Genomic DNA, 25025 nt, shown 5'->3' on the forward strand with positions numbered 1-25025 from the left:
ACCGGCGTCCACCGCGGCAGACACCTCCATGATCTGCCCAAAACCTCATCCCCGGCCAGAGCCCGGGGCGAGGCAGCCGCAAACTTTCTCCGAACACGGCGCGCCAGCGACGCTAGACCGCTAGCCCTGCACTGCCTGGTCCTGGAGGTGCATGCCTGCACTGTTCGACGCGGCGTCACGCACGGCACGCTTTCGGCGCACCCAGGTGCCGCGCACCCTGGAAACCCGGGGCGCCGGCGTCGTGCCCTGGCCAAAAGCGTGCCCAGCGTGACGCCCTGCGCTCAACGGGACCTGTGAAACTCGCGTGCAATTGGCTGAAACCACTATTTAACACACCCGAAACCTACCCAAAAATAGCCGCCATACATTGGTATCAGACGGCAAAAGCCGCCCCTCCGCCGGCCGCGGTTTCTCCTCCCGCGTCCCACTTGGCGAACGGCTCTGACGGCAACGTACCGTTCTTTTCGCATCTTGAAAGGGGTTTCCCATGGACTCGGGAAATGTCGCTTGGATTTTGGCCAGCTCGGCGCTGGTATGCATGATGATTCCCGCCCTGGCCCTGTTTTACGGGGGTATGGTGGGGTCCCGCCGGATCCTGAACATGATGATGATGTGCTTCGGCGGCGCCAGCCTGGTGGCCGTGCTCTGGGCACTGTTCGGTTACTCGATGGCCTTCGGAAACTCCGTGGGCGGACTGGGGCTCATCGGTGACGTCACCGAGTTCCCGGGCATGGGGCAGCTGCTGGCCAAGGATGATTCCGCGTCCATTCCGGTCATCCTGTTCGCAGCGTTCCAGCTGTTCTTCGCCTGCGTCACCACCGCACTCGTTGCCGGTGCCGCCGCAGGCCGGATGAAGTTTGGCGCCTGGATGCTGTTCGCCGGCATCTGGGCCACGGTGGTCTACTTCCCCATCGCGCACTGGGTGTTCGCGTTCGACTCGGCGGACGGCAGCACCGTCGGCGGTTGGATCGCCAACGGCATCAAGGCCATCGACTTCGCCGGCGGCACTGCGGTCCACATGAACGCCGGCGCCGCAGCACTGGCACTGGCACTGGTCCTGGGCAAGAGCTCCGGCTGGCCCAAGGTGGAACACGCCAAGCCGCACAGCCGGCCACTGGTGCTGGTGGGCGCGGGCCTGCTGTGGGTTGGCTGGTTCGGCTTCAACGCCGGCTCCGCACTGGCTGCCGGCCAGTCGGCGTCGGTGGTGTTCCTGAACACCGCCGTCGCTGCTTCCGCCGGGCTGCTTGCCTGGGCCCTTGTTGAGCGGGTCCGGCACGGTGCGGCCACCAGCATGGGGGCCGCGTCAGGCCTCATCGCGGCGCTGGTAGCCATCACTCCCGCCTGTGGCGCAGTCAGCCCGCTCGGCGCGCTGGCCATCGGCGCGATCGCCGGGGCTGTCTGCTCGCTGGCCATCGAATGGAAGTTCCGCCTGGGCTTCGACGATTCCCTCGACGTCGTCGGCGTCCACCTGGTGGGCGGCATCCTGGGCACGCTGCTGATCGGACTCTTTGCCACGGACAAGGCCCCGAACGGCGTCAGCGGACTGTTCTACGGCGGCGGCTTCGAGCAGCTGGGCATCCAGGCCCTGGCCACCGTCACGGTGCTGGCCTACTCCTTCGGCGTCACCTGGATCCTGGCGAAGATCCTGGACAAGACCATGGGCGGCCTGCGCATCAAGCCCGAGGACGAACTGCGCGGCATCGACCTCGCGGCCCACTCGGAGCTGGCCTACCTGATGGATGAGGATCCGGTGGAGCTGGGGTCGCCGCAGCGGGTCTAGCTTCGGCAGGTCCCCTTCCGGCGGCCCAGCTCACGCTGGGCCCGCCCCGAATGCACGAGTCAGGGCCAATCCTTGGACCGGTGCCGGCAGCCGCCGGCTTATAGTTCCAGGGTTTGGCCCTTCGTCGTGCCGGCAGCTGCTGTGTGCAGTGGTCAGTTTTCCACGCACACCAGGATGCCGTCCCGCACTTCCAGCACTGCCGCCCGGATGTGGCTGAGGCGGGTGCGCGGGTCCGGTGCCATCGTGTCGATGTCCTCGCCGCCCCAGTAAGGGTGCGTGAAGTACACCAGCAGCGCACGCTGCGCGCCGCCGTCGGACGTTTCCCCGGGTGCCCGTTCCGTCAGGGGCACCACGTCCGCGTGGCGTCCGACGACGGGCCTTCCGTCCACCGATTCCGGCGCCGTGAGGATCAGCCCGCCACAGTGCTCCTGCCGGACCCAATGGCCCGTTGCGTCTGCGGAACGGTAGACCGCCTGGCCCCGCCACTCGTCCACGATCATCCAGTAGCTGCCGCCCAGCCGGAAGACCTTGGGTCCCTCGTGCGGGCGCCCGGGGATTGCCACACCTTCGGGCTTCCACGACGACGGGTCCTCCGGAGTGTCGCTGACCGCGCTGCAGGTGTTGGAGCCGCGGGCCTCGTCCTTGTACCAGAGGCGGTACCGGCCGTCACCGCACCGGGCTACTGCGGCGTCGATGACCCGGGGGGAGTCCAGGTCGATCCGGCCCAGGTACTCCCACTTCTCCAAATCCGTGCTGGCGAACTGGACGATTTCCGCCGTCCCGGTCCAGTCCGTGCGCCTGCCGCCCAGGACGGTCACGTACATGATCCATCGGTCGCCAATACGGACGACGTCGGGCGCCCAGAGGGTTGCCGGAAGTTCCGTTCCGGGCGGGACGAGTCCGTTCGCGGTGCCGTGGTAGCGCCAGGTGGTGCCGCCGTCGGACGATTTGGCGACGCCGATGCCGGTCCCGTGCACCCATTCCACCCCCGTCAGCCCCGGAAGGGTGGCGCGGCGCTGGGTGTAGAAGAGCACCCAGCCGCCTGTGAGGTGGTCAGCCACCAGGATGGGGTCGGTGGGGCCGTCCCACACGGGGTCCCGGTACGGGGTGGCGAATGCGTCCGGGCGCAGCGGCACCAGGGGCGGTGCTGCAGGATTTTCCGTGACGGGCAGCTGGTGCAGCAATGTTTCTCCAACGTTGTAGTTTCGCGTTGGGCACCAGCTTAGACGTTGAGCCCCGGCGGAGGGCCCTACTCCTTGAACAGCCCCGCCAGGTCTTCCGCCGTGATGGCTCCGCCGGCCAGGGCGTCGCCTTCCATGACGTCAGCGAACAGCTGCGACTTCCGGGTCTTCAGCGCCATGACCTTCTCCTCGATGGTGTCCTTGGCCACGAGCCGGTACACCATCACGTTCCGGGCCTGCCCAATGCGGTGGGTCCGGTCCACGGCCTGGGCTTCGGACGCCGGGTTCCACCATGGATCGAGCAGGAAGACGTAGTCGGCCTCGGTGAGGTTCAGGCCGAACCCGCCGGCCTTGAGCGAAATCAGGAACACGGGCGCGCTGCCGTTCTTGAACTCGCTGACCACGTCGGCGCGGTTCCTGGTGCCGCCGTCGAGGTAGCAGTACTCGATCTCTTCCTCGTCCAGCCGCTCCCGCACCTTGCCCAGGAAGCCGGTGAACTGGCTGAAGATCAGTGCCCGGTGCCCCTCGGCCACCAGGTCTTCGAGCTGCTCGAACAGCACATCCAGCTTGGAGGACCGCACCGCGGACAGGGAAGGGTCCACCAGCGACACGTCCAGGCTGAGCTGCCGCAGCAGGGTCAGCGACTGGAAAATGGTGAACCGGTTCTTGTTGACGTCCTCGATCAGCCCGAGGATCTTCTGCCGTTCGCGCTGCAGGTGCGTCTGGTAAACCTTCTGGTGCCGCGGATTCAGCACCACTTCCAGGATCTGTTCCTGTTTGGGCGGCAGGTCCTTGATCACCTGGTCCTTGGTGCGGCGCATCATCAGCGGCCGGACCCGGCGCCGGAGCTTCTCCAGTTGCCCCTTGTCGCCGTTCTTCTCCACCGGCTTCTGGTAGTACTCGGCGAAGCGCTTGGGGCTGGAGAACAGGCCCGGCGCCACGATGGACGTCAGCGCCCAGAACTCCATCAGGTTGTTCTCCAGCGGCGTGCCCGTGATGGCAAGCTTGAACGCGGCCGGCAGCTTGCGCGCGCACTGGTAGGCCTTGGACTGGTGGTTCTTCACGAACTGCGCCTCGTCCAGCACCAGCCCGTTCCAGGTACGCGAGGCGTAGGCGTCATAGTCAATCCGGAACAGGGCGTAGGACGTGATCACGATATCTGCCCCGCCCAGGGCCTCCGCCACGCCCTGGCCGCTCTTGGCGAAGGTCTCGCCGACCGTCCGCACGATCAGCCCGGGGGCAAAGCGGGCGGCTTCGAGGGCCCAGTTGCCCACCACGCTGGTGGGGGCCACCACCAGGAAGGGTGCGACGGCGGCGGGCCGGTTTCCAGGGTCCGCGGCGGCACCGGCGTCGGGCGTCTCCAGGGACGCAGCAGCCGCGACGGCCAGCTCCTTCGCCGCGCACATCAGGGCCAGCGCCTGCACGGTCTTGCCCAGGCCCATGTCGTCGGCCAGGATGCCGCCCAGTCCGTGCTTGTACAGGAAGCTGAGCCAGTTATAGCCCTCCAGCTGGTACGGTCGCAGCTCGGCGTTCAGGGACGACGGCAGCGGCAGCCCGTCCGTGCCGCCCTCCAGGAGTCCGCCCACCGCGGACCGCCAGGCGGCGGCCTGTTCGTCAACGATCCCCAGCTGCGCCAGTTCATCCCACAGCCCGGCCTGGAACCTGCTGATCTGCAGCGGCGCGTCCTTGTTGTCCTGCAGCGACCTGGCTTCCTCGATCAAAGCCCGCAGCTGGTGCAGCTCCGGCAGGTCCAGGGAGAAGTAGGCGCCGCTGGGCAGCAGCATCTTGGTCTGGCCGGCGGCGAGGGCCGAGAAGACAGCGGCGAAGGACACGGGCTGGCCCTCCAGTGATATCTGGATGCCCAGGTCGAACCAGTCACGCTGTTCGGTGGCCTTGGTGGAGATCGACACCACCGGCGCTTCCTCGGCCTCGCGGTAGTCGGCGATGTCGCCCACTGTCTCCACGTCCACGTCCGGGGCTTCCCGCAGCCGCGGCAGCACGTCCTCGGTGAAGGCCAGCGTGTCCAGGCCGGTCAGCTCGGCGGACGCCGCCAGCCGGGGAGTGCCCCAGCCGCCCGTCGCCGATTCGCCCAGGGCGGCCACCACATCCCAGGGGTGGCCGATCCCTTCCAGGATGCGGGCCTCGGCGGTGTCGTCGCGGTAGCCGTGGTCGCCGGGGTGGCGCCACAGTGGCTGCGCGGTGACCAGCTTGCCGGTTTTGTAGTGCCACTCCCAGTGCAGCCGCACCCGATGGTCCGCGCCGTAGTTGGCCAGCAGAGAGAGGGTGGGGACGGCCAGTTCGGGCAGTTCCACGGACTCATCGCGGGTTGTCACCCGGGCGGTCTGCTTGAGTTTGGGGTAGAAGCCCGTCAGGAACCGCGACTCGTCCCGGGCCGGGATGTGCAGCATGCTTCCCGCGGTGACGAACGCCAGCAGCTCCTCGCTCAGCCCGTTTTCCAGCGGCGCCAGCGTAATGATGCCGTCTGGGTCGGGGACGCCGGGCAGGGCGGCTTCCCCGGCCGTGAAGAAGAGGCCGTGCGCGGGCCTGCCGATGGTGCCCACCGCCGCCGGATCAACCTCGGCCCCGTCAACGGTGATGGTGGGCGAAAGCTCCAGGCCGCCGTCGGACGCCTCTGCATTGGCGCCGGGGCCGGCGGCGCCGCCTTTCACGCTGGACGGCTCAGCCACGGGGGTGCCGTACCGGCTGAGGGAAAGTCCGACGGCGGCAGGGGACTCGGCCACCCGTACCGGCTCGGTGCCGCGCGAGTGGACCAGGGCGAGCCCGATCTTCGGGGCATCGGACAGCAGGCTCCACAGGTTCTTGCCGGCGTAGGAGTTCAGGCCCAGCCACAGGCCGGCGGAGTTGTGCATCCGGCTGGCGGAGGAGGAATGGCCGGCCAGGAACTCCTGCAGCCATTCCACGTGCGCCTGGTTCGATTCGCGCCGGAAGTTCAGGTAACTCAGGGTGTTCCAGGAAACGTCACCGCGGATCCACTTGCCCTTGGCGCCCATGATGACGGGGCGGACCTTGAGCTGCCGGACGCCGCGAACCGGGTCCCGGCGGCCCGTGTAGGAAAAGTGCGGCGGTGGTTCCTCCACCTCGAACTGCAGGGCCAGGGGAACCCCGCTGGTGGAGGGGGCGGAACCGGGCTGGGAGATCAGCGGACTGAGGGCCTGCTCCCAGTCCGGGAGGGCCGCGGACGGTGCACGGGATACCTGCGTGGAGGTGGACGGTGCCAGCAGCTGCATCCGGATGGAGGGGTTGTCCTCGGCCGCGAACAGCAGGGCCGCGACGTGCTTGCAGTCCTTGCGGACGGGGCAGCTGCAGACGCCCACGGTGCAGCTCCAGCCGCCGGCCTTCCGGACCAGCTTGGCCGTGGTGGAGTACGGAACTTCCGCGCCGCCCCGGACCTTTCCCAGCATGAGCCCCGTGCCGCCGTCGAACGATATGCCGGAGACCCTGCTTGCCATGGCATACGCCAGCCCGGCCGCCAGCGAGCGGTCGTTGATGGCGGGTGTCTGTATTGCCAGGTCCGCACTTTCGTCCGGTTGGGATGGCATGGTGAGCGCTACTTTCGGCAGGCCACGGCGGAGCCGGGTCCGGTGGGTGGTTATCTGATCCATCTTAGTTCGCCGGGCGGCACCCCCATGCCGCCGGCTGCCTGCCCTGGTCGTCCCGAAAACTTCGCTCGACGTTCATTTCCTTCCCGATGCTGGCGTGAACCGGCCGTCGTAGCGTGAAAGCGTCCGGAGCACCGCCCCCGCCGAGCAAGGATTGCCATGACCATCACGCCCCAGCCCGTCGTCCTGACCAGCAGCAGTATCGGAGGCAGGGACGAGGAGGTGGTGGAGGCCAACGCGGCCATCATCGATGCGATGCGCAGGGCCACGCTGCGGCTGGAAGACATGTCTCCGGTGGCCGTCCGAAGCTGCCTGGTGGACTTCTACCTGTCGCAGGCGCTGGAGGGCGGCTTCGCGCAGTACGCCGTCATGGCGGGCGGCCGGATCGCCACCGACCCGCTGGTCCGCGAAGGCATGGCAGGGATGGGGGCCACCGCGCACCTGGACCTGTTTAACCGGGCCGCGGAGGCCTACGGCGTGCTGACCGCCGGAACCGAAGCGTCCTACCTGGCCGGCGGTGCCGGTGACAGCGGGGCCGTTGCCGGCGCCCTCCTCCGGGTCGGGGAGCTTGACGGCGAGTTCGAGGAACTGCTGGAGCGCGAAAACATCACTGCCTTCAATGCGCGGTGGCTGCGTGGCCAACCGGACCTGCTGGTGCTGGACGACGAGGAAGTGGGCCCCTACATCCAGCGGCTCGCTGCCATGGTTCCTGACTTGGCCGAACGTAAAGCAGCCGGTGCCTCAGCTCTGCGGATCGCCGGATCGCCGTGAAACAGCCGGAGCGGACCGGCGATCCGGAACGTTTCCAGCGATTTGGAGGGCCGAAAGAAGAATTTTCCGGGCACCCGTAACCTTTCCGCAACCGCAGGCGATGTAGTCAGTGATGGGTCCGCCCGGCGGGCCCAGTCCGATGTGTTGTCTAGGTTTTGGAGAAGTAAATGTCTGTGTTCACCGTTCTCGCCACCAGCAAAGTCGCCGCCGGAGTCCTGGCCGCCGGAACCCTGGCAGTAGGAGGAACCGGTGCCGCCGCCGTCTCCGGTGTCCTTCCCGCCCAGGCCCAGCAGACCGCCCACGAACTTTTCGGTGCACCCACCCCCAAGCTCGCCGCCGAAGCAGCGGCTGACGCGCAGGCCACCCCTGCCCCCTCCGCCACCGCTGCAGTCATCGACGCCGTGAAGAGCGCCGACGCCACCGCAGAGGCCACAGCCAAGGCTTCCGCGTCCGCTGAGGCATCTGACGAAAAGGCCGGCGCCGACGCAACCGGGTCCGCCACGGCCAACACCGCCGTTGATGCAGCCGGTCCCGCCGCCCTGGGCCTGTGCACCGCCTTCACCCACGGCGGCCTGGACGCTTCCTCCAAGGCGTTCTCCTCGCTGTCCATCGCGGCACAGGGTGAGGCGAACATCAAGAGCTACTGCACCGACGTCGTGGCCAAGGCCGACGCCGCAGCCAAGGCCAGTGCCGGAACCAAGGGTTCCGTGTCCGTTGACGCCGCAAAGCCGGAGATCCCCGCCGTTCCGTCCGCTCCTGCAGTGCCCGCCGTTCCGGCCGTCCCGGGCGTCGACGGCGCCAACACCGTTCCTGCTGTTCCTGCCGTTCCCGCCGTGGGTGGCAACACCATCCACACGCCGTCGGTTTCGGCCCGCTAAGGCTCATTGGCTAGTCTGGACTGCGGTTGCGGCCGCAGTCCGGGCAGCCGGGCGGGGGCGCGCACCTTTGGAAGAGCGCCCCTGGCAAACCCGCAAAAAGGCAGCCGGAATACCACGGGAACTGGCAGTCCGAACCGGAAACCGGGACCAGGCGCAAGCCCGGGCCCCGGGATGGAGGAGCCGCTGGTGCTGGACACTTTGGCCCAAGAAGAGATCGACATATTCGACAACGCAGCCGGAACTGATCCGGCCGTGTTGTTCGCTGCTGCCTATCGAACCTTCGCGGGCCCGGTCCACGGGTACCTCAAGGCGCGCGGACTCGATGACCCCGAGGCCGTTACCCAGGACGTCTTTCTGGCCTTCCACTCCAGGATCGGCACGCTCACGGGCGGCCTGCAGGGCGCCAAATCGCTGATCTTCTCAATTGCCCACGCGCGCATGGTGGACCACTACCGACGGGTGGAGCGCAGGCCGCAGCTCACACCGTACGACCCCCAGCATGACGGCCGGACCACGCCGTCCGCGGAGGACCACGCCGTGGAACTGACGGCCGGCGCCGAAGCCATGCTGGAAGGGCTCAGCGAAGAACACCAGGAGGTCCTGGCCCTTCGCGTCGTGGCGGACCTGTCCATCGACCAAGTGGCCGCCATCATGGGCAAGAGCGCCGGAGCCATCAAGCAGCTCCAGCGCCGGGCACTGCAAAACCTCAAGGCACAAACGCTCAAGAGAAACCAGGCACATCATGAGTGACACCGCAGGATCCCGCAACCAGGGGGCTGTCGACCAGCTTTTGCTGGAGGCAGGCATGGACGACGACGGCCAGCTCCGTGACGCCCTGCTCAACCTGCGTGCACTGGCGGCAGAGGCCCCGGCACCCTCCGCCGACATCGCAGCGCTGATGGCAGGCACGTCAACTGCCGCCACCACCGTGCTGCCCGTTGGTGTGCCGGCCGCCACCACAGTGCTTCCCACCGCCGGGGCCGCCGCGGACGCCGGGGCAGCTCAACCGAGCCCAGCTCAACCCAACCCACTGAAACCGGCTGATGAACTCGCAGCCCGCCGCAGGGCCAAGCGCCGCATCACGCTCACTACACTCTCGGTGGCTGCCTCGCTCGCTGCCGGCGGCGCAGTGGCTGCCGCCTCCGACCAGGGCTTCCGCGACTCCATCTCCCAGCTGAACCATGCCGTCACCTCGTTCGTAACTGGATCCGCGGCGGCACCTTCCGGCAACGACACCAAACCGGCTCCGGTACCCGGTCCGGCGGGACCCCGGCCGTCGGCAACCAGCAGCGCGGATGCCGTCCCACCGGCACCCGCGCCCGCCTCTGCACCTGCCGCCGCGGCGCCGTCGGGCGTTCCGGCACGGCAGGGAAACACCCCCACTCACGGGACGGCTACGCAGAAGCCTGCCCAGGTTCCCGCGGAGCCTGCACTGCCCACCGACGTGTCGGGGGACGTCAGGAAGGGCCTGGAACAGGGCCCCAAGCTGCCCGTTCCGTTGCCTACCGAGATCCCGCTCCCGGGCAAAACCCCGGACGTTCCCCTGAAGTAGGGCAGGTCCTGCAGCTCTCCCGGATCGCGGAGCTTTGCCTAGTAGCCCTGGGCCGGCGCTGCCTTGACCATGGCGCCCGACGGGTCGGACAGGTACCAGACTCCGCCCACGCCCTGGCCCAGGACGTCGCCCGGCTTAGTGTCCTTTGCGAAGTAGTAAAGAGGCATGCCGTTCAAGGTCACCTGTTTCTTGCCGTCAGGCGTGGTGATGGTGCCCAGCTTCCCGGTCACGCCCTCTGCGGTGGGGGATCCCGACGTGGTGGTCAGCGGCGGCCACTGGACCAGGCAGGAACCGGTGCAGGCGCTGCTGCCGGAGTCCTTGGTGTCCTTGGTGAAGAAGTAGAGGCTCATGCCCTTCGCGTCCACGACGATGCTGCCGTCCGGAGAGGAAGCTGTCTTAAGCTCGACGGCGGCACTTGCCTTCGATGACTGTGCAGAGCCCGACGGTGCCGTGGAGGAGGCACTGGAGGAGGACGCGCCGGTGGTGGCCGGGGCCGTGGCCGCCGGGGTGGTGCCGGCGTTGCTGCCGCAACCGGTGAGGGCTGCCGCCAGGGCCAGGATGGCAAGGCCTGCCCCGAGATGCTGTTTCATGGTGTGCTCCTTGGCTGTGTGCTTTCTTGGCTGGTGCCTCTTCGGCCGGGCGCCCGTTTCTGGATCATGGGGCGCTAACCCCTACGACGCCTCCGGGTAAAGAATGGTTCACAGGTACGCTGTGGCGCTGTCCGATTGAACCGATTCCTGTTCCCTGTCGTGGTAACAGCCGGGAGCGCAGATGCCGTGGCGTTCCCCGCGGGCATTGATGTGCCCAGGGCATCGATGTGCGCAGGGCAGTGATCTGGGCGGGGCAGTGTCTGGGCGGGACAGTGGCGGGAACGGGCAGTGACGGGAGGAGCGGGATGCCGCTCGACGACAACGTGGTGGAGGCCATCTACCGTGAACACGGCAGCGCCCTGCGCCGGTTCGTGCTCAGCGCCACCCGGGATCCGCAGCTCGCGGAGGACGTGGTCCAGGAAACCGTGCTCCGCGTCTGGCAGCATGCCCCGGAAATCAACGGCAGCTTCCGCAGTTACTTGTACCGCACAGCCAGGAACATCATGATCGACAACTACCGCCGGAGCCAGCGCCGTCCGCACGAGGCGCTGGAAAGCAGCCTTACCGACCCCGCCGAGGTGATGGGCCGCGTTGACGAGCTGCTCAACCGGGTCCTGATGGAGGAAGCGCTGCTGCGGCTGAGCAAGGAACACCGGGACGTCCTGGTGGCCCTTCATTACCGCAGGTTCACCGTCAACGAGGCCGCGGTCCAGCTCAACATCCCCAGCGGCACCGTCAAGTCCCGCGCCTATTACGCCCTCCGGGCCCTGCGCACCATCCTGGACGAAATGGGGGTGGAACGGTGAACACCAACCCGCACCACCTGCTGGGCGCCTACGTTCTGGGCGGCCTTGACCCCGCCGACCTCACCCTGTTCGAGGCGCATCTCCAGGACTGCGCCGCCTGCCGCAAGGAACTGGCGGTACTGGAGAAAGTGCCCATGCTCCTTGATTCCCTTCCCGTTCCTGACGCAGTGGCGCTCAGCGGCATTCCAGGCAGCAGCGCCGTGCCCGGCGGCAGCGAGGGAACTGATGCCAACACCCCGGCGCGCCTGTTCAACGAACTGGCGCACCGCCGTCGGACCTTACGACGGCGGTGGGCGGCTTTGGCCGGGGCTGTTGCCGCCGCGTGCCTGGCTGTGGGCCTGGCCGTGGGGCCCCTGCTCGTCAGGCCGCCGCAGCCGGATGCCACCTATTCCGTGGCGTCCGGCGGAGGGCTCCAGGTGAACATCGACATGGCCCGGAAGACTTGGGGGACCGAACTTGCGGTCAGCGGCAGCAGCCTGCCGGCGGAAGGGACCCTCTCGCTGTGGGTGCGGGACCGGGCAGGCACGGAGGACCGGGCCTGCGCCTGGACTGCAACCCCCAGCGGAAAGGTCAAGGTCACCGGGGCGACGCCCATCCAGCTGGGCAGCATCTCGAGCGTTGAACTGCGCGACGGCGCCCAGCGGGCCGTGGCGGTCATCACCGTTCCCTAGGGCTGCGGGTTCCTGGCCTGGTTGGCTGCTTCACCGGCATTCCCCAGTGCCCGGAATTCCGCCACCAGGGCGGGGTCCTCGCAGGCGCGGGCGAAGGCCTCGATCCGGCGTTCGATCTCGTAGCCCAGCAGCCGGCTGCCGATCCCTTCCATGAGGGGCCGGAGCAAAGCCGGACGGCATGAGAAGGTGTATTTCCAGACCGCCCGGGTGCCGCCGTCGTCCGCCGTGAACCGCCAGCCACCGCCAAAGTTCGTGAAGAACCACGGCCCGGCCACCATGGTCATTCCGACGTTCCGTGGCGGTGCGTAGGAGACGTACTGGCTCACCATCACCAGGCCCAGCCGGGACCTGGTCCGGGTGCGGACGCCCTTTCCCGCCGCACGCGCCCCGTCAAGGAAGCCCTGGGCGGAAATAAAGGGGTCCCACTTGAGCCGGAAGTCTCCCGTGGTCTGGGAGAGGGCGAACGCAGTCTCCGGATCGATACGGATAAGGCGTTCAGCGCGTACCTGGGGCATGCCCCAACCTAACCACGCCGCAGGGTGTTACTTGGTCATTTTCGCCAGCCGGGCGCGCATGATCATATACGCGCCGTAGCAGACCAGCCCGGCTCCCACCGCGGCCAGGAGATAGGGGCCCATGGGCTGGTCGCGGAGTGCACGCAGGCCGCCGTCCAGGCCGGTGGAGTCCTCCGGGTGTTCCTTGATGGTGGCGATGACGATGAGCAGCCCCGTCAGCAGCAGTACCAGACCCTTGGCCAGGTAGCCGGCAATGCCCAGGGACAGCACAGCGGTCCGGGCCGCGCCGGCGGCAGGCATCCGCAGCTGCTTCTCGAAGCTTCTCTTGGGGCCCCGCATACCGTAGGCCACCCCCGTAACAGCGACTGCCACGCCGATCACCACCAGCAGTGCCACGCCGCCGGGGGCAGCCATCATGGAAATGGTGAAGTCGCTGGTGGCCTTGCGGTTGTCATCGCCGGTGCCTGTACCCGTGGCGAAATGCCAGAGAGTCAGCGCCAGCACCGCATACACGATTGCCTGCAGCGCGGCCTTGGCTTTGTTCTTGACCTTTTTCTTGGTGGCCTGGTGGTTGAAGTCGAAGATCGCGTCACCGGCCTGCCAGAGTGACAAGGCTGCGCAGGCGGCAAAGCTTCCCCACAGCAGGAACGGCCCCACAGGCATGGTGGCGAGCTCAGCCACGGCGCCGCTGAAATCGGCGTGCCCGGTGCCGCCCATGGACAGGCGGATGGCGATGGCACCCACCAGCAGGTGCAGGATGCCGCTGGCCGCGAACCCGGTCCGGGCCAGGAACTCGAGGACCCGCGAATTGGTGACGTCCTCGGCCTTGTCAACGACCTGCTTCAGTTCTTCTTTGATCGTCTTTCCTTTGGACAGGCGCGGTTGTGCGCCGGTGTGCGTGCCCTTCTTACAAGGCCAATCGTCCCACGCCGCCGGGGCGCGGAACAGTCGGGCGGGCACGCCCGGGCGATGGGGAGGGATCCCCATCGCCCGGTTCCGGCACCTGTGCAACCATAAGGACCAGCGATCGACACGTACCGCACTCTTTTCCGGGGGAAACCATGACTTTTTACGGCGCAGACATCAGCCAGTTGCGGGCGCTGGCCAAGGCCGCGGACCAGGCAGCATCACTGTTGAGCAGCCGCGCAGGGTCCCTGCACAGCCAGATCCAGTCCGCGCCGTGGAAGGGCCGGGACGGTGAACGGTTCCGCCAGGAGTGGAGTGCCAGCCACCGTCCCAGCCTCGACAAAGTGGTGGCAAGCCTGCGGGAAAACTCGAAAATCCTGATGAAGCATGCCGACGAGCAGGAAAAAGCGTCAACGGCCGGAACCGGCGGCTCCGGCAGCAGCACCTGGGACCGGCTCACCTCGATGGCCGCCCAGGCGAAGGAGTGGTTCAAGGAAAGGGCCGAAGAAGCCAGGGCGGCTGCCGAACACCGCCGGGAGCTCGAAACGGGACTGGACCGGATGCTCAACGCCAGCCCGGAAGAGCAGGCGAAGTGGTGGGCCGGCCTGTCCGATGCCGACCGGGCGTACCTGATCCAGGGCGAGGGCAGCGATGGCCCGTTCGCCGAGGACCTCATGCGCATGGATGGCGGCATTCCGGCGTCCGCGCAGGAGCTGGCAAAACAGCACCTGCAGGACCTGGCCAAAGCAGACATCCCGGTCTACACGGAAACGGGCAAGGCCTCCATCGAAGCCCGGGTTGCCTGGGTCCACGGCGGCGCCGAGGTGGGGACCGAAGTGGTGGAGAACGCCGACGGCTCCGCCACCATGAAGGTGTACGGAAACATGGGCCTGGGCGTCAACGACGCCAGCGGCACGGCGGGGGCGACGCTCACCGGCGAGGTGTCCCGCGAGTACACGTTCGGCAGCGTGGAGGAAGCCATGGCTGCCCGCGGGCAGATGTACCGCGACCTTCCGCCGGACAGCATCGGTGAAATCAAGGATGTGGCCGGCAACCCGCCCGGATACATTCTGGACACCATCAATGATGCGGCGAAGGACAACGGCTCCACCGGACAGACGGACAAGGCCAAGGGCACGTTCTCGCTCGATGCCAGCGGCGAGTCCGGCACGGCGTCCGGCGGGGCGAAGCTCGATCTTGCGTATGAGCGGAACCTGACGGACGGTACTTCCACAGCCAGCGGGGAGGTTTCCGCCCAGGGCCAGCTCAAGCTGGACGGCCGGGTCTTCGAGGCCTCCGGCAAGGGCGGCCTGCAGGTCAACATGGACAAGGACAACAACATCGATTCCGTGTCCGTCTCCATGGACGGGACCGTGGCCCAGGGCGTCACGTCCGGTGTGAAGACCGAGGCTGCGAAGTTCGATTCCACCGTGACGGCCGGTACCCAGGGCAGCGTCAGGATCGATGTCGATTACTCGCCCGAGAACCGCCCGGTCATCGACAGCTACCTGCGCAACGTGGCCCTGGGGAATGATGCGGGTGCCGCCCGAGATGCCGCCCGGCTGTACGAGGCCGGCTCCGCCACCGTGCAGGTGAACTCCGTCGTGACGGCCACCAACGAGGCCGGGTTCGACGTCAAGGTGGGTGAAGTGGACGTCAAGACCGAGAACCAGGCCACCACCAATGTGTCCACGTACTATAAAGTCCCCAACGACACCAAGCTCGAGAGGCTCTGAAACCAATGTCAGTGCACATCGAATCCCCGCTGGGCTTCACCGCAGATTTTCCCGAGCACACCCAGGTCCTGGAGGATTCCACGGCCGGGCCCAACAGCGAACAGTACGGCCTGCTGGGCGGCGTCCTGGTCACCGTCATCAAGGATGACACCTCCGTGCAGGATGCGCCGCAGGCCAACGGCTGGGCGCACCTGATGGCTGACTTCTACCTTGAGGACCGCGGCGGCACCCTCCTGGCGGAGGGCGAGTTGAACCTGCCCGGCAAGGCGGCCTACGCCGTGGTGGTGGGATATGACGACGACGGCGGCCCCGCCAAGGTGGCGGCCACAGTGGGCGTGTGGGAAAGCGGCCGGTTCATCGGTGTCGTGGTCGTCTGGCCCTACCTGAACCCGGAAGCGGAACCGCGCCTGGCCATGCTCAAGGAGATCGTGGCCGCCATCAACGTCGGCTAGGGGCGTCCCCGGGCCTCAGCGGCGCCGGTAGCAGAGATCGAAGATCAGCCGCCCGGCCTCGTGGGCCTTTGCCTCGAAGCTGGTCCGGATCCTGCCCTCGAAGCGGGGAGCCCAGCCGCCTGTTTCGTCCACGCCCTCGTTGGGCCCGGTGTGTTCCGTGCTGACCGGGGCGCGCCCCTCACGTACCGGCGCCCCGCCCACCACCGATTCGACGCCGGACTGCCACACCTGCGTCAGGGGGCTTTCGGGGCCGCGGCGCTCGCCGGTGTGCAGGTTTTCGAAGTCTCCCGAACCCGCCATGACGTCCCGGACGTGGACAGCGTAGTTTGACCAGTCGGTGGCGATCCGGAACAGGCCTCCCGGCTTCAGCGCCCGTGCCGCAAGCCCGGCGAACTCGGGCTGGATGAGGCGGCGCTTATGGTGCCGCGACTTGTGCCAGGGGTCCGGGAAGAAGACCCACAGTTCGCTGACCGAGCCTTCGGGCAGCATGGTGGCCAGGACCTCGGGTGCGTTTGCTTCCACCACGCGGACGTTGTTCAAGCCCCTGCTGTTGATCTTGATAATCGTGTTGGCCAGCCCCGGCGTGTAGACCTCCACGGCCAGGAAATTGGTGTCCGGGTTCTGTTCCGCCGCATGGCAGATGGCGTCGCCGAGTCCGGATCCGATCTCGACGATGAGCGGGGCTTCACGGCCGAATTCTGTGGCTGCGTCAAAGGTGTAGTCGGGGTGGACCGAAGTGTTGGCTACATGCCGTGGCACGTTGACTGCCCACCGCTCGGCGTGCTCGGCCCAGGCGGCCTGCCGGCGCCCCTGAAGCCTGGTGCCGCGGCGCACGAAACTGACGGGGCGGCCGCCGTACGTGCCGAAGGAGGCCTGGGTGCCGGGCGTCACGGGCCTGGGGACATGCGGCTGCTGGGGGTTTTCAGGGGATTCGCTCATCCCTTCCAGAATAGCGCCGCGGCGACGATGGACGATCGGAACGCCCTGAATACGCCTGTGCCCGGAGCACTCCGATGCTCAGAACACGCCTATGAGGTCGAGTGCGGGACCGAGTGCCAGGGCGAAGACCACGCCGCAGATGCAGAGGGCAACTGCCGCCACGGACCGGCTTCCTGATCCCCGTGGCAACTGTTTCAGTGCCGGGAGTGCCAGCCGGAGACCGAGGAAGGCGAAGAGGAGAGGCAGGCTGAACAGCACGAAGGGAGCTACCCAGGGAGTGCGGGAGTAGCCGTTGTCCGAATAGGTCAGGAGCATGGCCAGCCCGGCGAACGGTCCCGTCAGGTGCATGCTGACCGGGGCAAGGATCGCCAGGACCAGGCTGTTCGTCGCTTTATGACCGGGCGCTCCCGGCGGCTGACCAGGGCCGCCGTGGAAGGGAGGCGGCCCCGTCCCGTCCGCCGGTGCGTTCTCCGGCGATGCGCCCTCCAGCCTTGCGCTTTCCGACGCTGTGCCCTCCAACTCCGTGCCCTCCAGCCCTGCACTTTCCGACGCTGTGCCCTCCAACTCCGTGCCCTCCAGTGGTCCACCCTTCAGCGTCCGGCTCTCGGGCGGGGCGGGGGGTGATCCCGGCTGCGGTGTCGTTTCCATGGTGCTCCCGTTGCTAGGTGCGGCCAGGTGCGTGGCCGCGGCTGGTAACAACCTACGAATCTGCCTGGAGCGCCGGAAGGTGCGCACGTCCGTATGTGGAAAACTCCACGCCGGTGCCCGCCTGCAAGAATGGGCGGATGACCGACGCAACGAATGCCGAACCGGGGATGCAGCAGCGAAGGGCTGACTCCGGGGAAGCCCATGGCCGGACCAGGACGGGCAGCAGCCTGGTGGACCTCAGCACCCTGGTGGATGCAGAAATTGATGAGCTGCCGCCTGCGGAACCCACCCGCGTGGGCAGCCGGCGCGCCCTGGCATATCTGGGTGTGTGCCTGGTCCTGATCGGCCTGAACCTGCGCAGCGTCTTTTCCAGCCTCTCCGCCGTCCTGCCGGAAGTGACATCGCAGGCCGGGCTGCCCGGCTGGTCCGTGGTGGTGCTGACCACGGTTCCCGTGACACTGCTGGGCGTGTTCGCACCCGTCGCCCCGGTCCTGGCCCGGCGGTTCGGCGCGGAGCGTGTGCTGCTGGGCGCCATGGCACTGCTGACCGCTGGACTGCTGCTGCGGCCGGTGGACACCGGGGCAGCCGCCGGCGGTTCGGGCCACCTGCCGGCCCTCCTCGTTGGAACGGCAGCCTGCGGGGCGGCAATCGCCCTGTGCAACGTGCTCCTCCCCGGGCTGGTGAAGCGCGACTTCCCGCACCGGCTGGGGCTCATGGGCGGCCTCTACACCACCGCGATCTGCGCATCAGCCGCCCTCGGGGCCGGCTTCACCTACCCGGTCTACACGGCGACGGGGGAGTGGACCAAGGCGCTGTGGGTCTGGGCGCTGCCCGCCGCCGTCGTCCTCTTGTTGTTCCTTCCCGTTGCCGTGCGGCAGGGAAGTGTCCGGCACCAGGCCGTCAAGGACGGCGTGAATGTGTGGCGCTCACCGGTCGCCTGGCAGGTCACTATTTTCATGGTGCTGCAGGCCATGATGTCCTTCAGTGGCTTCGCCTGGCTGGCGCCGATCCTCCGCGAAAGGGGCGTGGACGGGGCCACCGCAGGGCTGATCGTTGCCGTGTGTATCGTGCTGCAGATGCTGGGCTCCCTGTTCGCGCCGGCCCTTGCTGCGAGGTTCCGCGACCAGCGCGCCATCAACACGGTGGTGGCACTGATGACCGGCGGGGGATTCGTGCTGAGCATCCTCGGCCCGCTCAACCTCATCTGGGTGTGGGCCGGCCTGCTGGGACTGGGGCAGGGAAGCCTCACCGCCGCCGCATTGACCCTGATCATGCTCCGCACCCGTGACGGGCACACCGCCGCCCACCTCTCCGGCATGATGCAGGGTGTGGGCTACGGAGTTGGCTCCACGGGCACCCTCATGGTGGGCCAGCTCCACCAGGCAACGGGGTCCTTCGTTCCCGCCGGGGTCCTGTTCATGGTGGTGGGCCTGCTCGCGGCGGTCTTTGGCTACCGGTCCGGCCGGAACCGGTTCGTGGAGTAGGAACCGCTGTGCAGGACTCCACGCTCCCGGGAACCCGCGACGCCGCCGGGATCTTCCGGCCACCATACCTTTGGGTGACCGTGGGAACCTGCGCCCTGGTGTTCCTGGCCGCCTTCGAATCCCTTGCCGTGACCACCATCATGCCCCTGGTCAGCCGGGAGTTGAACGGCGGAAGCCTCTACGCGCTGGCCTTTGCGGGGCCCATGGCCACGGGCGTGATCGGCATGGTGGGAGCCGGAAACTGGTCAGACCGCCGAGGGCCGGCCGCGCCGCTGTATGCCTCGGTGGCGCTGTTCGTGCTGGGCCTGCTCATCGCGGGCAGCTCGGCGTCCATGCCCATGCTCGTGGTGGGGCGCCTGGTGCAGGGGCTGGGCGGCGGCGCCCTCACGGTCGCGCTGTACGTGCTGGTGGCGCGGTTCTTCCCGGGCCCCCTCCACCCTCGGATCTTCGCTGCGTTTTCGGCCGCCTGGGTGGTCCCGTCCCTGGTGGGACCCTTCGCCGCAGGTGTGGTGGCGCAGGTCTTCAGCTGGCACTGGGTGTTCCTGGGGGTGGTGGGCCTGGTCATTCCGGCGCTCGCGATGATCGTGCCCGTGCTGCGCGGACTGGACGGACCCGACGCGGAGGGGCGGCCGGCCGGGACGGGCCAACCCGACGAAACCGCACAGCCGTGGGCCCTGGGCCGGCTGGGATGGGCGGCACTGGCCGCGCTCGCCGTGCTGGGGCTCAATCTCTCCGCGGACGCCAGCATCCCCGGCTTCCCGGCAGCCACGGCACTCCTGGCGCTCGCCGCCGTCGTCCTTGCCCTGGTGGCTGTGCGCCCTTTGGTGCCCTCCGGCACCCTCGCCGCCCGCCGCGGCCTGCCCAGCGTCATCCTTGCCCGGGGGCTTGCATCGGCCTCGTTCTTCGGCGCCGAGGTCTACCTTCCGTATCTCCTGATCGACCAGTATTCGTTCCCGCCCACACTGGCCGGCCTGACCCTCACCGGCGGCGCGCTGGCATGGGCGGGGGCCGCCGCTGTGCAGGGCCGGATGGGCACACGGCTGCCGCACCGCCGCGCCGTCCAGTCCGGTTCGCTCATGGTCCTGGCCGCAATAACTCTGGCCCTGGCCACCACCGCGCTGCACTGGCCGCCCGCCACCGCCATCGCGGGCTGGGTGCTGGCAGGGGGTGGCATGGGCCTGCTCTACCCCCGCCTGAGCGTGATGACCCTGGCCCTGTCCACTAAGGAGAACGAAGGCTTCAACAGCTCCGCGATGTCCATCTCAGACTCCCTGGGCGGCGCGCTGTCCCTGGCCACCACCGGGATTGTGTTCGCGGCATTCACGACGCCGGTCCAGTCCTTCGCAGGGGTCTTCGCCTTCACCGCCGCCATCGGGGTCGCCGCGGTCCTGGTGGCACCGCGCGTCACCGCCGGGGGGCGCGTGGGCGGCTAGGAAAGGCGGGTGGCGCGCACGATGACGTCGGCGATGGTGGCCTCCTGCCCTTCCGGCCCGGTCACTGGGCGCTCCCGGCTGGTGAGGACCTCCAGCTGCCATCCGGGCTGATCCAGTCCCAGTTCCCGCACCAGCTGGTTCCCGGTGTAGAACATGCCTTCATGGTGGTGCCCCGGACCCCACGGCGGCAGCCGGTCCGGGTGGTGGCCCACCACCAGCAGCGTTCCGCCCGGTTTGACGGCCGAGGCCGCGGTGCGCAGCGGGATCCGCCAGTCCAGCTCCTGGGAATGCAGGAACTGCGACGTCACCAGGTCATAGGAATCTTCCGGCTGCCACTGCGTCAGGTCCGCCAGCTGCCATGTGATCCGGCTTTCCATATTGCCGTTCGAGGCGTGCACGCTTTCCCGCGCCAGTTCGGCCAGTTCGTGGGAGCGGGCCCGTTCCAGGGCAACGGCGGAGACGTCGACCGCGGTCACGGACCAGCCTTGCTGAGCCAGCCAGATGGCGTCGGCGCCCTCGCCGCATCCCAGTTCCAGCGCCTTCCCGGGCCGCAGGCCACCGGCCTCCCGGACCAGCTGCGGGTTCGGCTTGCCGCTCCACAGCCTTGCTTTGCTGCGGTACCGCTCGTCCCAGGCGGAAGCCGCGTCACTGCCGCCGCCGCCCCCTTCCGGCGACGTGCCGCCGTCGTGCGCGTGCCCTTCGTGCTGGGTGTCCTGGTGCTCGCTCATGCCTCAACACTGCCCCGCCATGCCCCCGAAGGCAACGCCGACGACGGGTTCCCGGCGCGGGGATGATAGACTGGGGGAACTTGATGTGCAGTGATGCCGCCTGCTCCGGATCTGGAGGTTCCTTTCCAGGGAGTGGGCTTTCTTCATGTGAGAGGCACATCCTGCGTCGATGAACGCGTTCCATTTGGTCCCGGCCGGCTGTCCTTATTTACAGCGCCCGGTTGATCACCTGACTTTTCTTCGGCGAAACCCCTGGTCCAACCGGCATCGGGGGCCGATATCCGCCTGGATACCGCCAGAAAGACCGTAAAAAACTACATGACTACTTTTGCTGCCCTCGGTACTCCCAAGGCCCTTGCAGACACCCTTACCGCCCAGGGAATCGTTGAACCGTTCCCCATTCAGGTGAAGACCCTTCCGGACACGCTGTCCGGCCGTGACGTCCTGGGCCGGGGCCGGACCGGATCCGGTAAAACCATTGCTTTCGCTATCCCGCTTGTAGCAAGACTCGCTGAGCGGGAAGCCAAGTACTTCCGCAAGCCCGGACGCCCCATGGGCCTGGTCCTGGCACCCACCCGTGAACTGGCAACCCAGATCAACGCCACCATCGAGCCGCTGGCCAAGGCCGCCGGCCTGAACACCACCGTGATCTACGGCGGCATCTCCCAGGCCCGGCAGGAAAAGGCGCTGCGCGCCGGCGTCGACATCGTCATCGCCTGCCCCGGCCGCCTGGAGGACCTGATCCGCCAGCGCATCCTCACCCTTGAAGCGGTGGAGATCACCGTCCTGGACGAGGCCGACCACATGGCCGACCTCGGCTTCCTGCCGGTGGTCAAGAAGCTCATGGACATGACCCCCAGCCAGGGCCAGCGCCTGCTCTTCTCCGCCACCCTGGACAACGGCGTGGACAAGATCGTCCAGCGCTACCTGTCCAACCCGCTCACCCACTCCGTGGACGATCCGCAGGCAGCGGTGACCACCATGGAGCACCACGTGCTGGTGGTCAACGACCAGACCGTCAAGAAGCAGCTGATCGTGGAGCTCGCCTCCGGCGCCGGCCGCCGCGTCCTGTTCATGCGGACCAAGCACCACGCCCGCAAGCTGGCCAAGACCCTGACCGACGCCGGGATCCCCGCCGTGGACCTGCACGGCAACCTCTCCCAGAATGCGCGTGACCGCAACCTGGCCGAGTTCTCCAACGGTGACGTCCGCGTCCTGGTGGCCACCGACGTCGCCGCCCGCGGTGTGCACGTCGACGACGTCGAACTGGTCATCCACGTGGACCCGCCCACCGAGCACAAGGCGTACCTGCACCGTTCAGGCCGCACCGCGCGTGCCGGTTCCGACGGCACCGTGGTCACGCTGACCCTGCCTGAGCAGCAGGCCGACGTGAAGAAGCTGATGAAGGCCGCCGGCGTGGACGTCAGCTTTGAGCGCGTCACGGCCAGCTCACCCATCGTGGCTGAACTGGTTGGCGACCTTGCGGAGAAGGTCGACCCCCGCACCCGTGCCGCGCTGCTGGCAGCCAAGGCACCCAAGCAGGGCGGCGGCACCTCCACCGGCGCCAACGCGGAGCGCAAGCGTGCACGCCGCCAGGCTGCTCCCACCACCGGTGGACGTGGCGGACGTGGTGGACGCGGCAAGGTTTCGGCTGAACCCGCCCGCAGCGACGCCACCCGCGCCGAGCGCCGGGCTGTCGCCTTCGAGGGCCGCACGGAAGCCCGTGCCGCGTTCGACCGCAATGCCGAGCAGAACGAGGACCGCGCAGTGGCAGCAGCCGCTGCCCGCCGCAACGCCCGCGGCCGCGGCACCGCTTCGACCCACCGCAACGACGTTCCCGCAGCAGGTGGCCGCTCATCGGCCGGCCGCGGATCGGACGGGCGTGCAGGCGAGGGCCGCAGCGATTCGCGAATCACCCGCAGTGACGCTCCCCGTGGCGGCACCGGACGCCCCGCCGGCGGACGCCCTGCCTCGGGCGGTGGCCAGCGCAGCGGACGCCCCGCAACCGGCCAGCGCGCCGCAGCGGGTACCTCCGGCCAGCGCTCCGGCGCAACCGGCGGAAGCAAGGCAGTCTGGTCCTCCAACACCGGCGGAACCTCGGGAGGCTCCTACGGTTCCGGCAGCGGCAGTTCAGGCAACGGCGGCTCGGGCCGTCCCGCCCGCAGCGGCCCCCGCCGCGCGTCCGCACCTGCGTCGAACGAGCGCCGCGGCCGCTAGAAGTGCTTTTTGAGCGGGCCCGCCTTTTAGGTGGGCCCGCTCAGCCATTTAAGGGGATTTACCAGCCGCGGGCGCGCCACTCATCGAGGTGCGGCCGCTCGGCACCCAGCGTGGTTGGCTTGCCGTGCCCGGGATGGACGACGGCGGTGTCCGGGTAGGCGCCGAACAGCCGCTCCGTGACGTCGGACAGGAGCTGGTTGAACCGTTCTGGGTCCTTCTCCGTGTTGCCCACGCCGCCCGGGAACAGCGAGTCGCCGGAGAAGATGTGCGCAGGTCCTTCCGGGTCCTCATAGACAAACGCGATGGAGCCGGGCGTATGGCCGCGCAGGTGCACCGCCGTGAGCTCGAAGCCATCCACGGCCACCGTGTCCCCGTGCCCGAGCCGCCGGTCGACGGCAATTGGCAGCGCATCGGCGTCGTCCGCCCCTGCTGCCGTACGCGCCCCCGTGGCTTCCACCAGTTCCTTCAGGGCCCGCACATGGTCCCAATGCTGGTGCGTGGTGGCCACCAGGGCAAGCCGCGGAGCTGCAGAGGTGTCCGCAGCCCCGTCCGCCAGCAGTTGGCGGATGGCCGGGAGATCGTCAGCGGCATCAATCAGCACCTGTGCGCCGCTCTCCTTGGCGGTCAGCAGGTACACGTTGTTGTCCATCCCGCTGACGGAGATGCTGCGGATGGTCAGGGCCGGCAGGTCATATCGAAGTGAGTCCATGCTCGTCAGCCCGCGGACGGCTGCAGGTCAAGAGGCATAGTGGTGGAGTAGACCTGCTTGGACGGCGGGCCGGCCAGGATCTCGTGCAGCTCGCTCTTGCCTTCCGGCGTGTTCCGCCAGGCGGCGTAGTCGTCGTGGTCCTGCGTGGTGGCCCAGGTTTCCACCACCAGGATGTGGCACGGGTCCGCGTCGTCAACGAGAGCCTCGATCCCCTGGTTGCCGGGCCACGCCCGGGTGGCGGCCAGGGTTTCGGAGAGGTACTTGGCGGCGTCCTCCCGGCGGGCGGGATCGATTTGGACTTCAAAGTGGACGATGGCAGTCATGGGTCTCCTTGGGGTATCGGTCAAAAGGTACAGTGTGATGGCTTTGGGAAACGCGCCCTATTCCCGCCCTTCGGACACCCACGTGGGGTCCGCGGAACGGGAGCCGACGACGGCGTCAGACGCTGCGTCCAGCGCCTCCAGGTGCGCCGGGGTGAGCTCCAGGGCAAGTGCGCCGAGGTTTTCGTCGATCCGGGCGGCCTTGCGGGTGCCGGGGATGGGAACGACCGGCAGGCCGAGCCGCTTGCCCTGGGCCAACAGCCAGGCCAGGGCCACTTGCGCGGGCGTGGCGTTGAGCTGGTCGGCCACGGACCGGACGGCGTCCACCACGGCCTGGTTGGCGCCTGCGGCGTCCGGAGCGAAACGGGGGATGTTCCGCCGGAAGTCCTTGGCGCCCAGGCTTGACGTGTCCACGGTTCCGGTGAGGAAGCCGCGGCCCAGCGGGGAGTACGGGACGAAGCCGACGCCCAGGCCGGCGGCGGCTGGAACCACGTTGCGTTCCACGTCCCGGCTCCAGATGGACCATTCGCTTTGGACCGCCGAGATCGGGTGGACCGCCGATGCGTCCTGCAGTTCCTGTGCCGTCACTTCGGAGAGGCCCAGGTGCTTGACCTTTCCCTGGTTGACCAGCTCGGCCATGGCTCCAACGGTTTCCTCGATGGGGACGCGGACATCGCGGCGGTGCATGTAATAGAGGTCGATGACGTCGGTTCCCAGCCGCTGCAGGCTCCGGTCCACGGCCTCGCGCACATACCGGGCGTCGCCGCGGATATCCGTGTAGCCGTCAGTGGGGGTTCCCACCAGCGCAAACTTGGTGGCCAGCTGCACTTCGTGCCGGCGGTCCTTGAGCAGCTGTGAAATGAGCTCCTCGTTGGTGCCGCCGCCGTAGATGTCAGCGGTGTCGATGAAGCTGACCCCGGCGTCGACGGCGTGGTGCAGGGTCTGCAGTGCCTCAGCAGGGTCCACCTCGCCGTAGACCGGCGTGAGGGCCATGCCGCCGAAGCCCAGGCGGCTGACGGTCAGTCCGTCGCCGAGCTGGACAGTTCCCGCGGCTTCAGGGGTGCCGGGTTCAGTGGGTGCGTTTGCCAT

General features: G+C 68.1%; 23 protein-coding genes. 12 read left to right on the plus strand and 11 right to left on the minus strand.

The window, feature by feature from the left end; genetic code table 11:
* Positions 1-487 precede the first annotated feature (487 nt).
* Positions 488-1780 (plus strand): ammonium transporter, encoded by a 1293-nt coding sequence (locus ACWRN3_RS15460; protein WP_324643304.1) that lies wholly within the window; start codon positions 488-490, stop codon positions 1778-1780.
* A 152-nt stretch (positions 1781-1932) separates the two neighbouring features.
* Here ACWRN3_RS15460 and ACWRN3_RS15465 read toward each other — a convergent pair whose 3' ends face one another.
* Together ACWRN3_RS15465 and ACWRN3_RS15470 are read right to left on the minus strand one after the other, a co-directional pair.
* A complete protein-coding gene (locus ACWRN3_RS15465; protein ID WP_476741209.1) occupies positions 1933-2964 on the minus strand; it encodes a family 43 glycosylhydrolase in 1032 nt (343 codons plus the stop codon).
* Positions 2965-3029: 65 nt separating this feature from the next.
* Positions 3030-6521 carry a DEAD/DEAH box helicase gene (locus tag ACWRN3_RS15470; protein WP_476741210.1) on the minus strand — a complete coding sequence of 1164 codons (3492 nt, stop codon included), beginning with the start codon at positions 6519-6521 and terminating at the stop codon, positions 3030-3032.
* Between the two features lie 219 nt (positions 6522-6740).
* Here ACWRN3_RS15470 and ACWRN3_RS15475 point away from each other — a divergent pair, with 219 nt between their 5' ends.
* From ACWRN3_RS15475 to ACWRN3_RS15490, 4 genes are all read left to right on the plus strand, one after another.
* Positions 6741-7352 (plus strand): DMP19 family protein, encoded by a 612-nt coding sequence (locus tag ACWRN3_RS15475; protein WP_476741211.1) that lies wholly within the window; start codon positions 6741-6743, stop codon positions 7350-7352.
* Between the two features lie 167 nt (positions 7353-7519).
* A complete protein-coding gene (locus ACWRN3_RS15480; protein WP_476741212.1) occupies positions 7520-8230 on the plus strand; it encodes a protein tyrosine phosphatase in 711 nt (236 codons plus the stop codon).
* A gap of 171 nt (positions 8231-8401) precedes the next feature.
* A complete protein-coding gene (locus tag ACWRN3_RS15485) occupies positions 8402-8980 on the plus strand; it encodes an RNA polymerase sigma factor (RefSeq protein WP_255173481.1) in 579 nt (192 codons plus the stop codon).
* Positions 8973-9782: a hypothetical protein gene (locus tag ACWRN3_RS15490; RefSeq protein WP_476741213.1), complete on the plus strand. Its 810-nt coding sequence runs from the start codon at positions 8973-8975 to the stop codon at positions 9780-9782. Before ACWRN3_RS15485 ends, ACWRN3_RS15490 begins: the two co-directional genes overlap by 8 nt.
* A 38-nt stretch (positions 9783-9820) precedes the next feature.
* On the opposite strand, the gene ACWRN3_RS15495 is transcribed toward ACWRN3_RS15490, so the two are convergent.
* Complete coding sequence (locus ACWRN3_RS15495) at positions 9821-10372, minus strand: COG4315 family predicted lipoprotein (protein ID WP_324643299.1); 552 nt, start codon at positions 10370-10372, stop codon at positions 9821-9823.
* Between the two features lie 305 nt (positions 10373-10677).
* On the opposite strand from ACWRN3_RS15495, the gene ACWRN3_RS15500 reads away from it, so the two are divergent.
* Together ACWRN3_RS15500 and ACWRN3_RS15505 are read left to right on the plus strand one after the other, a co-directional pair.
* Positions 10678-11178 (plus strand): sigma-70 family RNA polymerase sigma factor, encoded by a 501-nt coding sequence (locus tag ACWRN3_RS15500; protein WP_255173478.1) that lies wholly within the window; start codon positions 10678-10680, stop codon positions 11176-11178.
* Complete coding sequence (locus tag ACWRN3_RS15505) at positions 11175-11849, plus strand: anti-sigma factor family protein (RefSeq protein ID WP_324643297.1); 675 nt, start codon at positions 11175-11177, stop codon at positions 11847-11849. Before ACWRN3_RS15500 ends, ACWRN3_RS15505 begins: the two co-directional genes overlap by 4 nt.
* Here ACWRN3_RS15505 and ACWRN3_RS15510 read toward each other — a convergent pair.
* Positions 11846-12364, minus strand: coding sequence for an SRPBCC family protein (locus ACWRN3_RS15510; RefSeq protein ID WP_324643295.1), 519 nt, complete (start codon positions 12362-12364; stop codon positions 11846-11848). The two genes, ACWRN3_RS15505 and ACWRN3_RS15510, sit on opposite strands and share 4 nt — an antisense overlap.
* A gap of 27 nt (positions 12365-12391) precedes the next feature.
* Positions 12392-13210, minus strand: a complete 819-nt coding sequence (locus tag ACWRN3_RS15515) for a DUF1206 domain-containing protein (protein ID WP_324645321.1) — start codon at positions 13208-13210, stop codon at positions 12392-12394.
* Positions 13211-13425: 215 nt separating this feature from the next.
* Between ACWRN3_RS15515 and ACWRN3_RS15520 the strand changes: the two genes are divergently transcribed.
* The gene (locus ACWRN3_RS15520) at positions 13426-15006 is read left to right on the plus strand and encodes a hypothetical protein (protein ID WP_324643294.1); all 1581 of its coding nucleotides are present in this window, start codon (positions 13426-13428) and stop codon (positions 15004-15006) included.
* 5 nt (positions 15007-15011) lie between these two features.
* Positions 15012-15458 (plus strand): hypothetical protein, encoded by a 447-nt coding sequence (locus ACWRN3_RS15525; RefSeq protein WP_255173474.1) that lies wholly within the window; start codon positions 15012-15014, stop codon positions 15456-15458.
* 15 nt (positions 15459-15473) lie between these two features.
* Here ACWRN3_RS15525 and trmB read toward each other — a convergent pair whose 3' ends face one another.
* Both trmB and ACWRN3_RS15535 read right to left on the minus strand, forming a co-directional pair.
* Positions 15474-16397 (minus strand): tRNA (guanosine(46)-N7)-methyltransferase TrmB, encoded by a 924-nt coding sequence (gene trmB, locus ACWRN3_RS15530; protein ID WP_255173473.1) that lies wholly within the window; start codon positions 16395-16397, stop codon positions 15474-15476.
* A gap of 78 nt (positions 16398-16475) precedes the next feature.
* On the minus strand, positions 16476-17045 hold the full coding sequence (locus ACWRN3_RS15535; RefSeq protein WP_324643293.1) for a hypothetical protein: 570 nt from the start codon (positions 17043-17045) through the stop codon (positions 16476-16478).
* Between the two features lie 137 nt (positions 17046-17182).
* Here ACWRN3_RS15535 and ACWRN3_RS15540 point away from each other — a divergent pair, with 137 nt between their 5' ends.
* A complete protein-coding gene (locus ACWRN3_RS15540; protein ID WP_324643292.1) occupies positions 17183-18529 on the plus strand; it encodes an MFS transporter in 1347 nt (448 codons plus the stop codon).
* Between the two features lie 8 nt (positions 18530-18537).
* On the plus strand, positions 18538-19962 hold the full coding sequence (locus ACWRN3_RS15545; protein WP_324643291.1) for an MFS transporter: 1425 nt from the start codon (positions 18538-18540) through the stop codon (positions 19960-19962).
* Here ACWRN3_RS15545 and ACWRN3_RS15550 read toward each other — a convergent pair.
* A complete protein-coding gene (locus ACWRN3_RS15550) occupies positions 19959-20690 on the minus strand; it encodes an SAM-dependent methyltransferase (RefSeq protein WP_324643290.1) in 732 nt (243 codons plus the stop codon). The genes ACWRN3_RS15545 and ACWRN3_RS15550 overlap by 4 nt on opposite strands.
* Before the next feature lie 318 nt (positions 20691-21008).
* Here ACWRN3_RS15550 and ACWRN3_RS15555 point away from each other — a divergent pair, with 318 nt between their 5' ends.
* Positions 21009-22907: a DEAD/DEAH box helicase gene (locus tag ACWRN3_RS15555; protein ID WP_476741214.1), complete on the plus strand. Its 1899-nt coding sequence runs from the start codon at positions 21009-21011 to the stop codon at positions 22905-22907.
* Positions 22908-22965: 58 nt separating this feature from the next.
* Here the strand turns inward: ACWRN3_RS15555 and ACWRN3_RS15560 are convergent, their stop codons facing one another.
* The 3 genes from ACWRN3_RS15560 to ACWRN3_RS15570 are packed head-to-tail and all read right to left on the minus strand — an operon-like array spanning position 22966 to position 25025.
* Positions 22966-23616, minus strand: a complete 651-nt coding sequence (locus ACWRN3_RS15560) for an MBL fold metallo-hydrolase (RefSeq protein ID WP_476741215.1) — start codon at positions 23614-23616, stop codon at positions 22966-22968.
* Between the two features lie 5 nt (positions 23617-23621).
* The gene (locus ACWRN3_RS15565) at positions 23622-23939 is read right to left on the minus strand and encodes a putative quinol monooxygenase (protein WP_476741216.1); all 318 of its coding nucleotides are present in this window, start codon (positions 23937-23939) and stop codon (positions 23622-23624) included.
* A 57-nt stretch (positions 23940-23996) separates the two neighbouring features.
* Positions 23997-25025 (minus strand): aldo/keto reductase, encoded by a 1029-nt coding sequence (locus ACWRN3_RS15570; RefSeq protein ID WP_476741217.1) that lies wholly within the window; start codon positions 25023-25025, stop codon positions 23997-23999.

It is taken from the genome of Pseudarthrobacter sp. rb (genome assembly GCF_056389225.1).

What these genes read in the sequence shown, in the direction of transcription:
- ACWRN3_RS15490 (WP_476741213.1), top strand. Translation starts at nt 8,973, where the DNA reads ATGAGTGACACCGCAGGATCCCGCAACCAGGGGGCTGTCGACCAGCTT.
- ACWRN3_RS15535 (WP_324643293.1), bottom strand. Translation starts at nt 17,045, where the DNA reads ATGGAAACGACACCGCAGCCGGGATCACCCCCCGCCCCGCCCGAGAGC.
- ACWRN3_RS15460 (WP_324643304.1), top strand. Translation starts at nt 488, where the DNA reads ATGGACTCGGGAAATGTCGCTTGGATTTTGGCCAGCTCGGCGCTGGTA.
- ACWRN3_RS15520 (WP_324643294.1), top strand. Translation starts at nt 13,426, where the DNA reads ATGACTTTTTACGGCGCAGACATCAGCCAGTTGCGGGCGCTGGCCAAG.
- ACWRN3_RS15570 (WP_476741217.1), bottom strand. Translation starts at nt 25,025, where the DNA reads ATGGCAAACGCACCCACTGAACCCGGCACCCCTGAAGCCGCGGGAACT.
- ACWRN3_RS15555 (WP_476741214.1), top strand. Translation starts at nt 21,009, where the DNA reads ATGACTACTTTTGCTGCCCTCGGTACTCCCAAGGCCCTTGCAGACACC.
- ACWRN3_RS15500 (WP_255173478.1), top strand. Translation starts at nt 10,678, where the DNA reads ATGCCGCTCGACGACAACGTGGTGGAGGCCATCTACCGTGAACACGGC.
- ACWRN3_RS15565 (WP_476741216.1), bottom strand. Translation starts at nt 23,939, where the DNA reads ATGACTGCCATCGTCCACTTTGAAGTCCAAATCGATCCCGCCCGCCGG.
- trmB (WP_255173473.1), bottom strand. Translation starts at nt 16,397, where the DNA reads ATGAGCGAATCCCCTGAAAACCCCCAGCAGCCGCATGTCCCCAGGCCC.
- ACWRN3_RS15525 (WP_255173474.1), top strand. Translation starts at nt 15,012, where the DNA reads ATGTCAGTGCACATCGAATCCCCGCTGGGCTTCACCGCAGATTTTCCC.
- ACWRN3_RS15470 (WP_476741210.1), bottom strand. Translation starts at nt 6,521, where the DNA reads ATGCCATCCCAACCGGACGAAAGTGCGGACCTGGCAATACAGACACCC.
- ACWRN3_RS15560 (WP_476741215.1), bottom strand. Translation starts at nt 23,616, where the DNA reads ATGGACTCACTTCGATATGACCTGCCGGCCCTGACCATCCGCAGCATC.
- ACWRN3_RS15485 (WP_255173481.1), top strand. Translation starts at nt 8,402, where the DNA reads ATGGAGGAGCCGCTGGTGCTGGACACTTTGGCCCAAGAAGAGATCGAC.
- ACWRN3_RS15475 (WP_476741211.1), top strand. Translation starts at nt 6,741, where the DNA reads ATGACCATCACGCCCCAGCCCGTCGTCCTGACCAGCAGCAGTATCGGA.
- ACWRN3_RS15495 (WP_324643299.1), bottom strand. Translation starts at nt 10,372, where the DNA reads ATGAAACAGCATCTCGGGGCAGGCCTTGCCATCCTGGCCCTGGCGGCA.
- ACWRN3_RS15550 (WP_324643290.1), bottom strand. Translation starts at nt 20,690, where the DNA reads ATGAGCGAGCACCAGGACACCCAGCACGAAGGGCACGCGCACGACGGC.
- ACWRN3_RS15510 (WP_324643295.1), bottom strand. Translation starts at nt 12,364, where the DNA reads ATGCCCCAGGTACGCGCTGAACGCCTTATCCGTATCGATCCGGAGACT.
- ACWRN3_RS15480 (WP_476741212.1), top strand. Translation starts at nt 7,520, where the DNA reads ATGTCTGTGTTCACCGTTCTCGCCACCAGCAAAGTCGCCGCCGGAGTC.
- ACWRN3_RS15540 (WP_324643292.1), top strand. Translation starts at nt 17,183, where the DNA reads ATGACCGACGCAACGAATGCCGAACCGGGGATGCAGCAGCGAAGGGCT.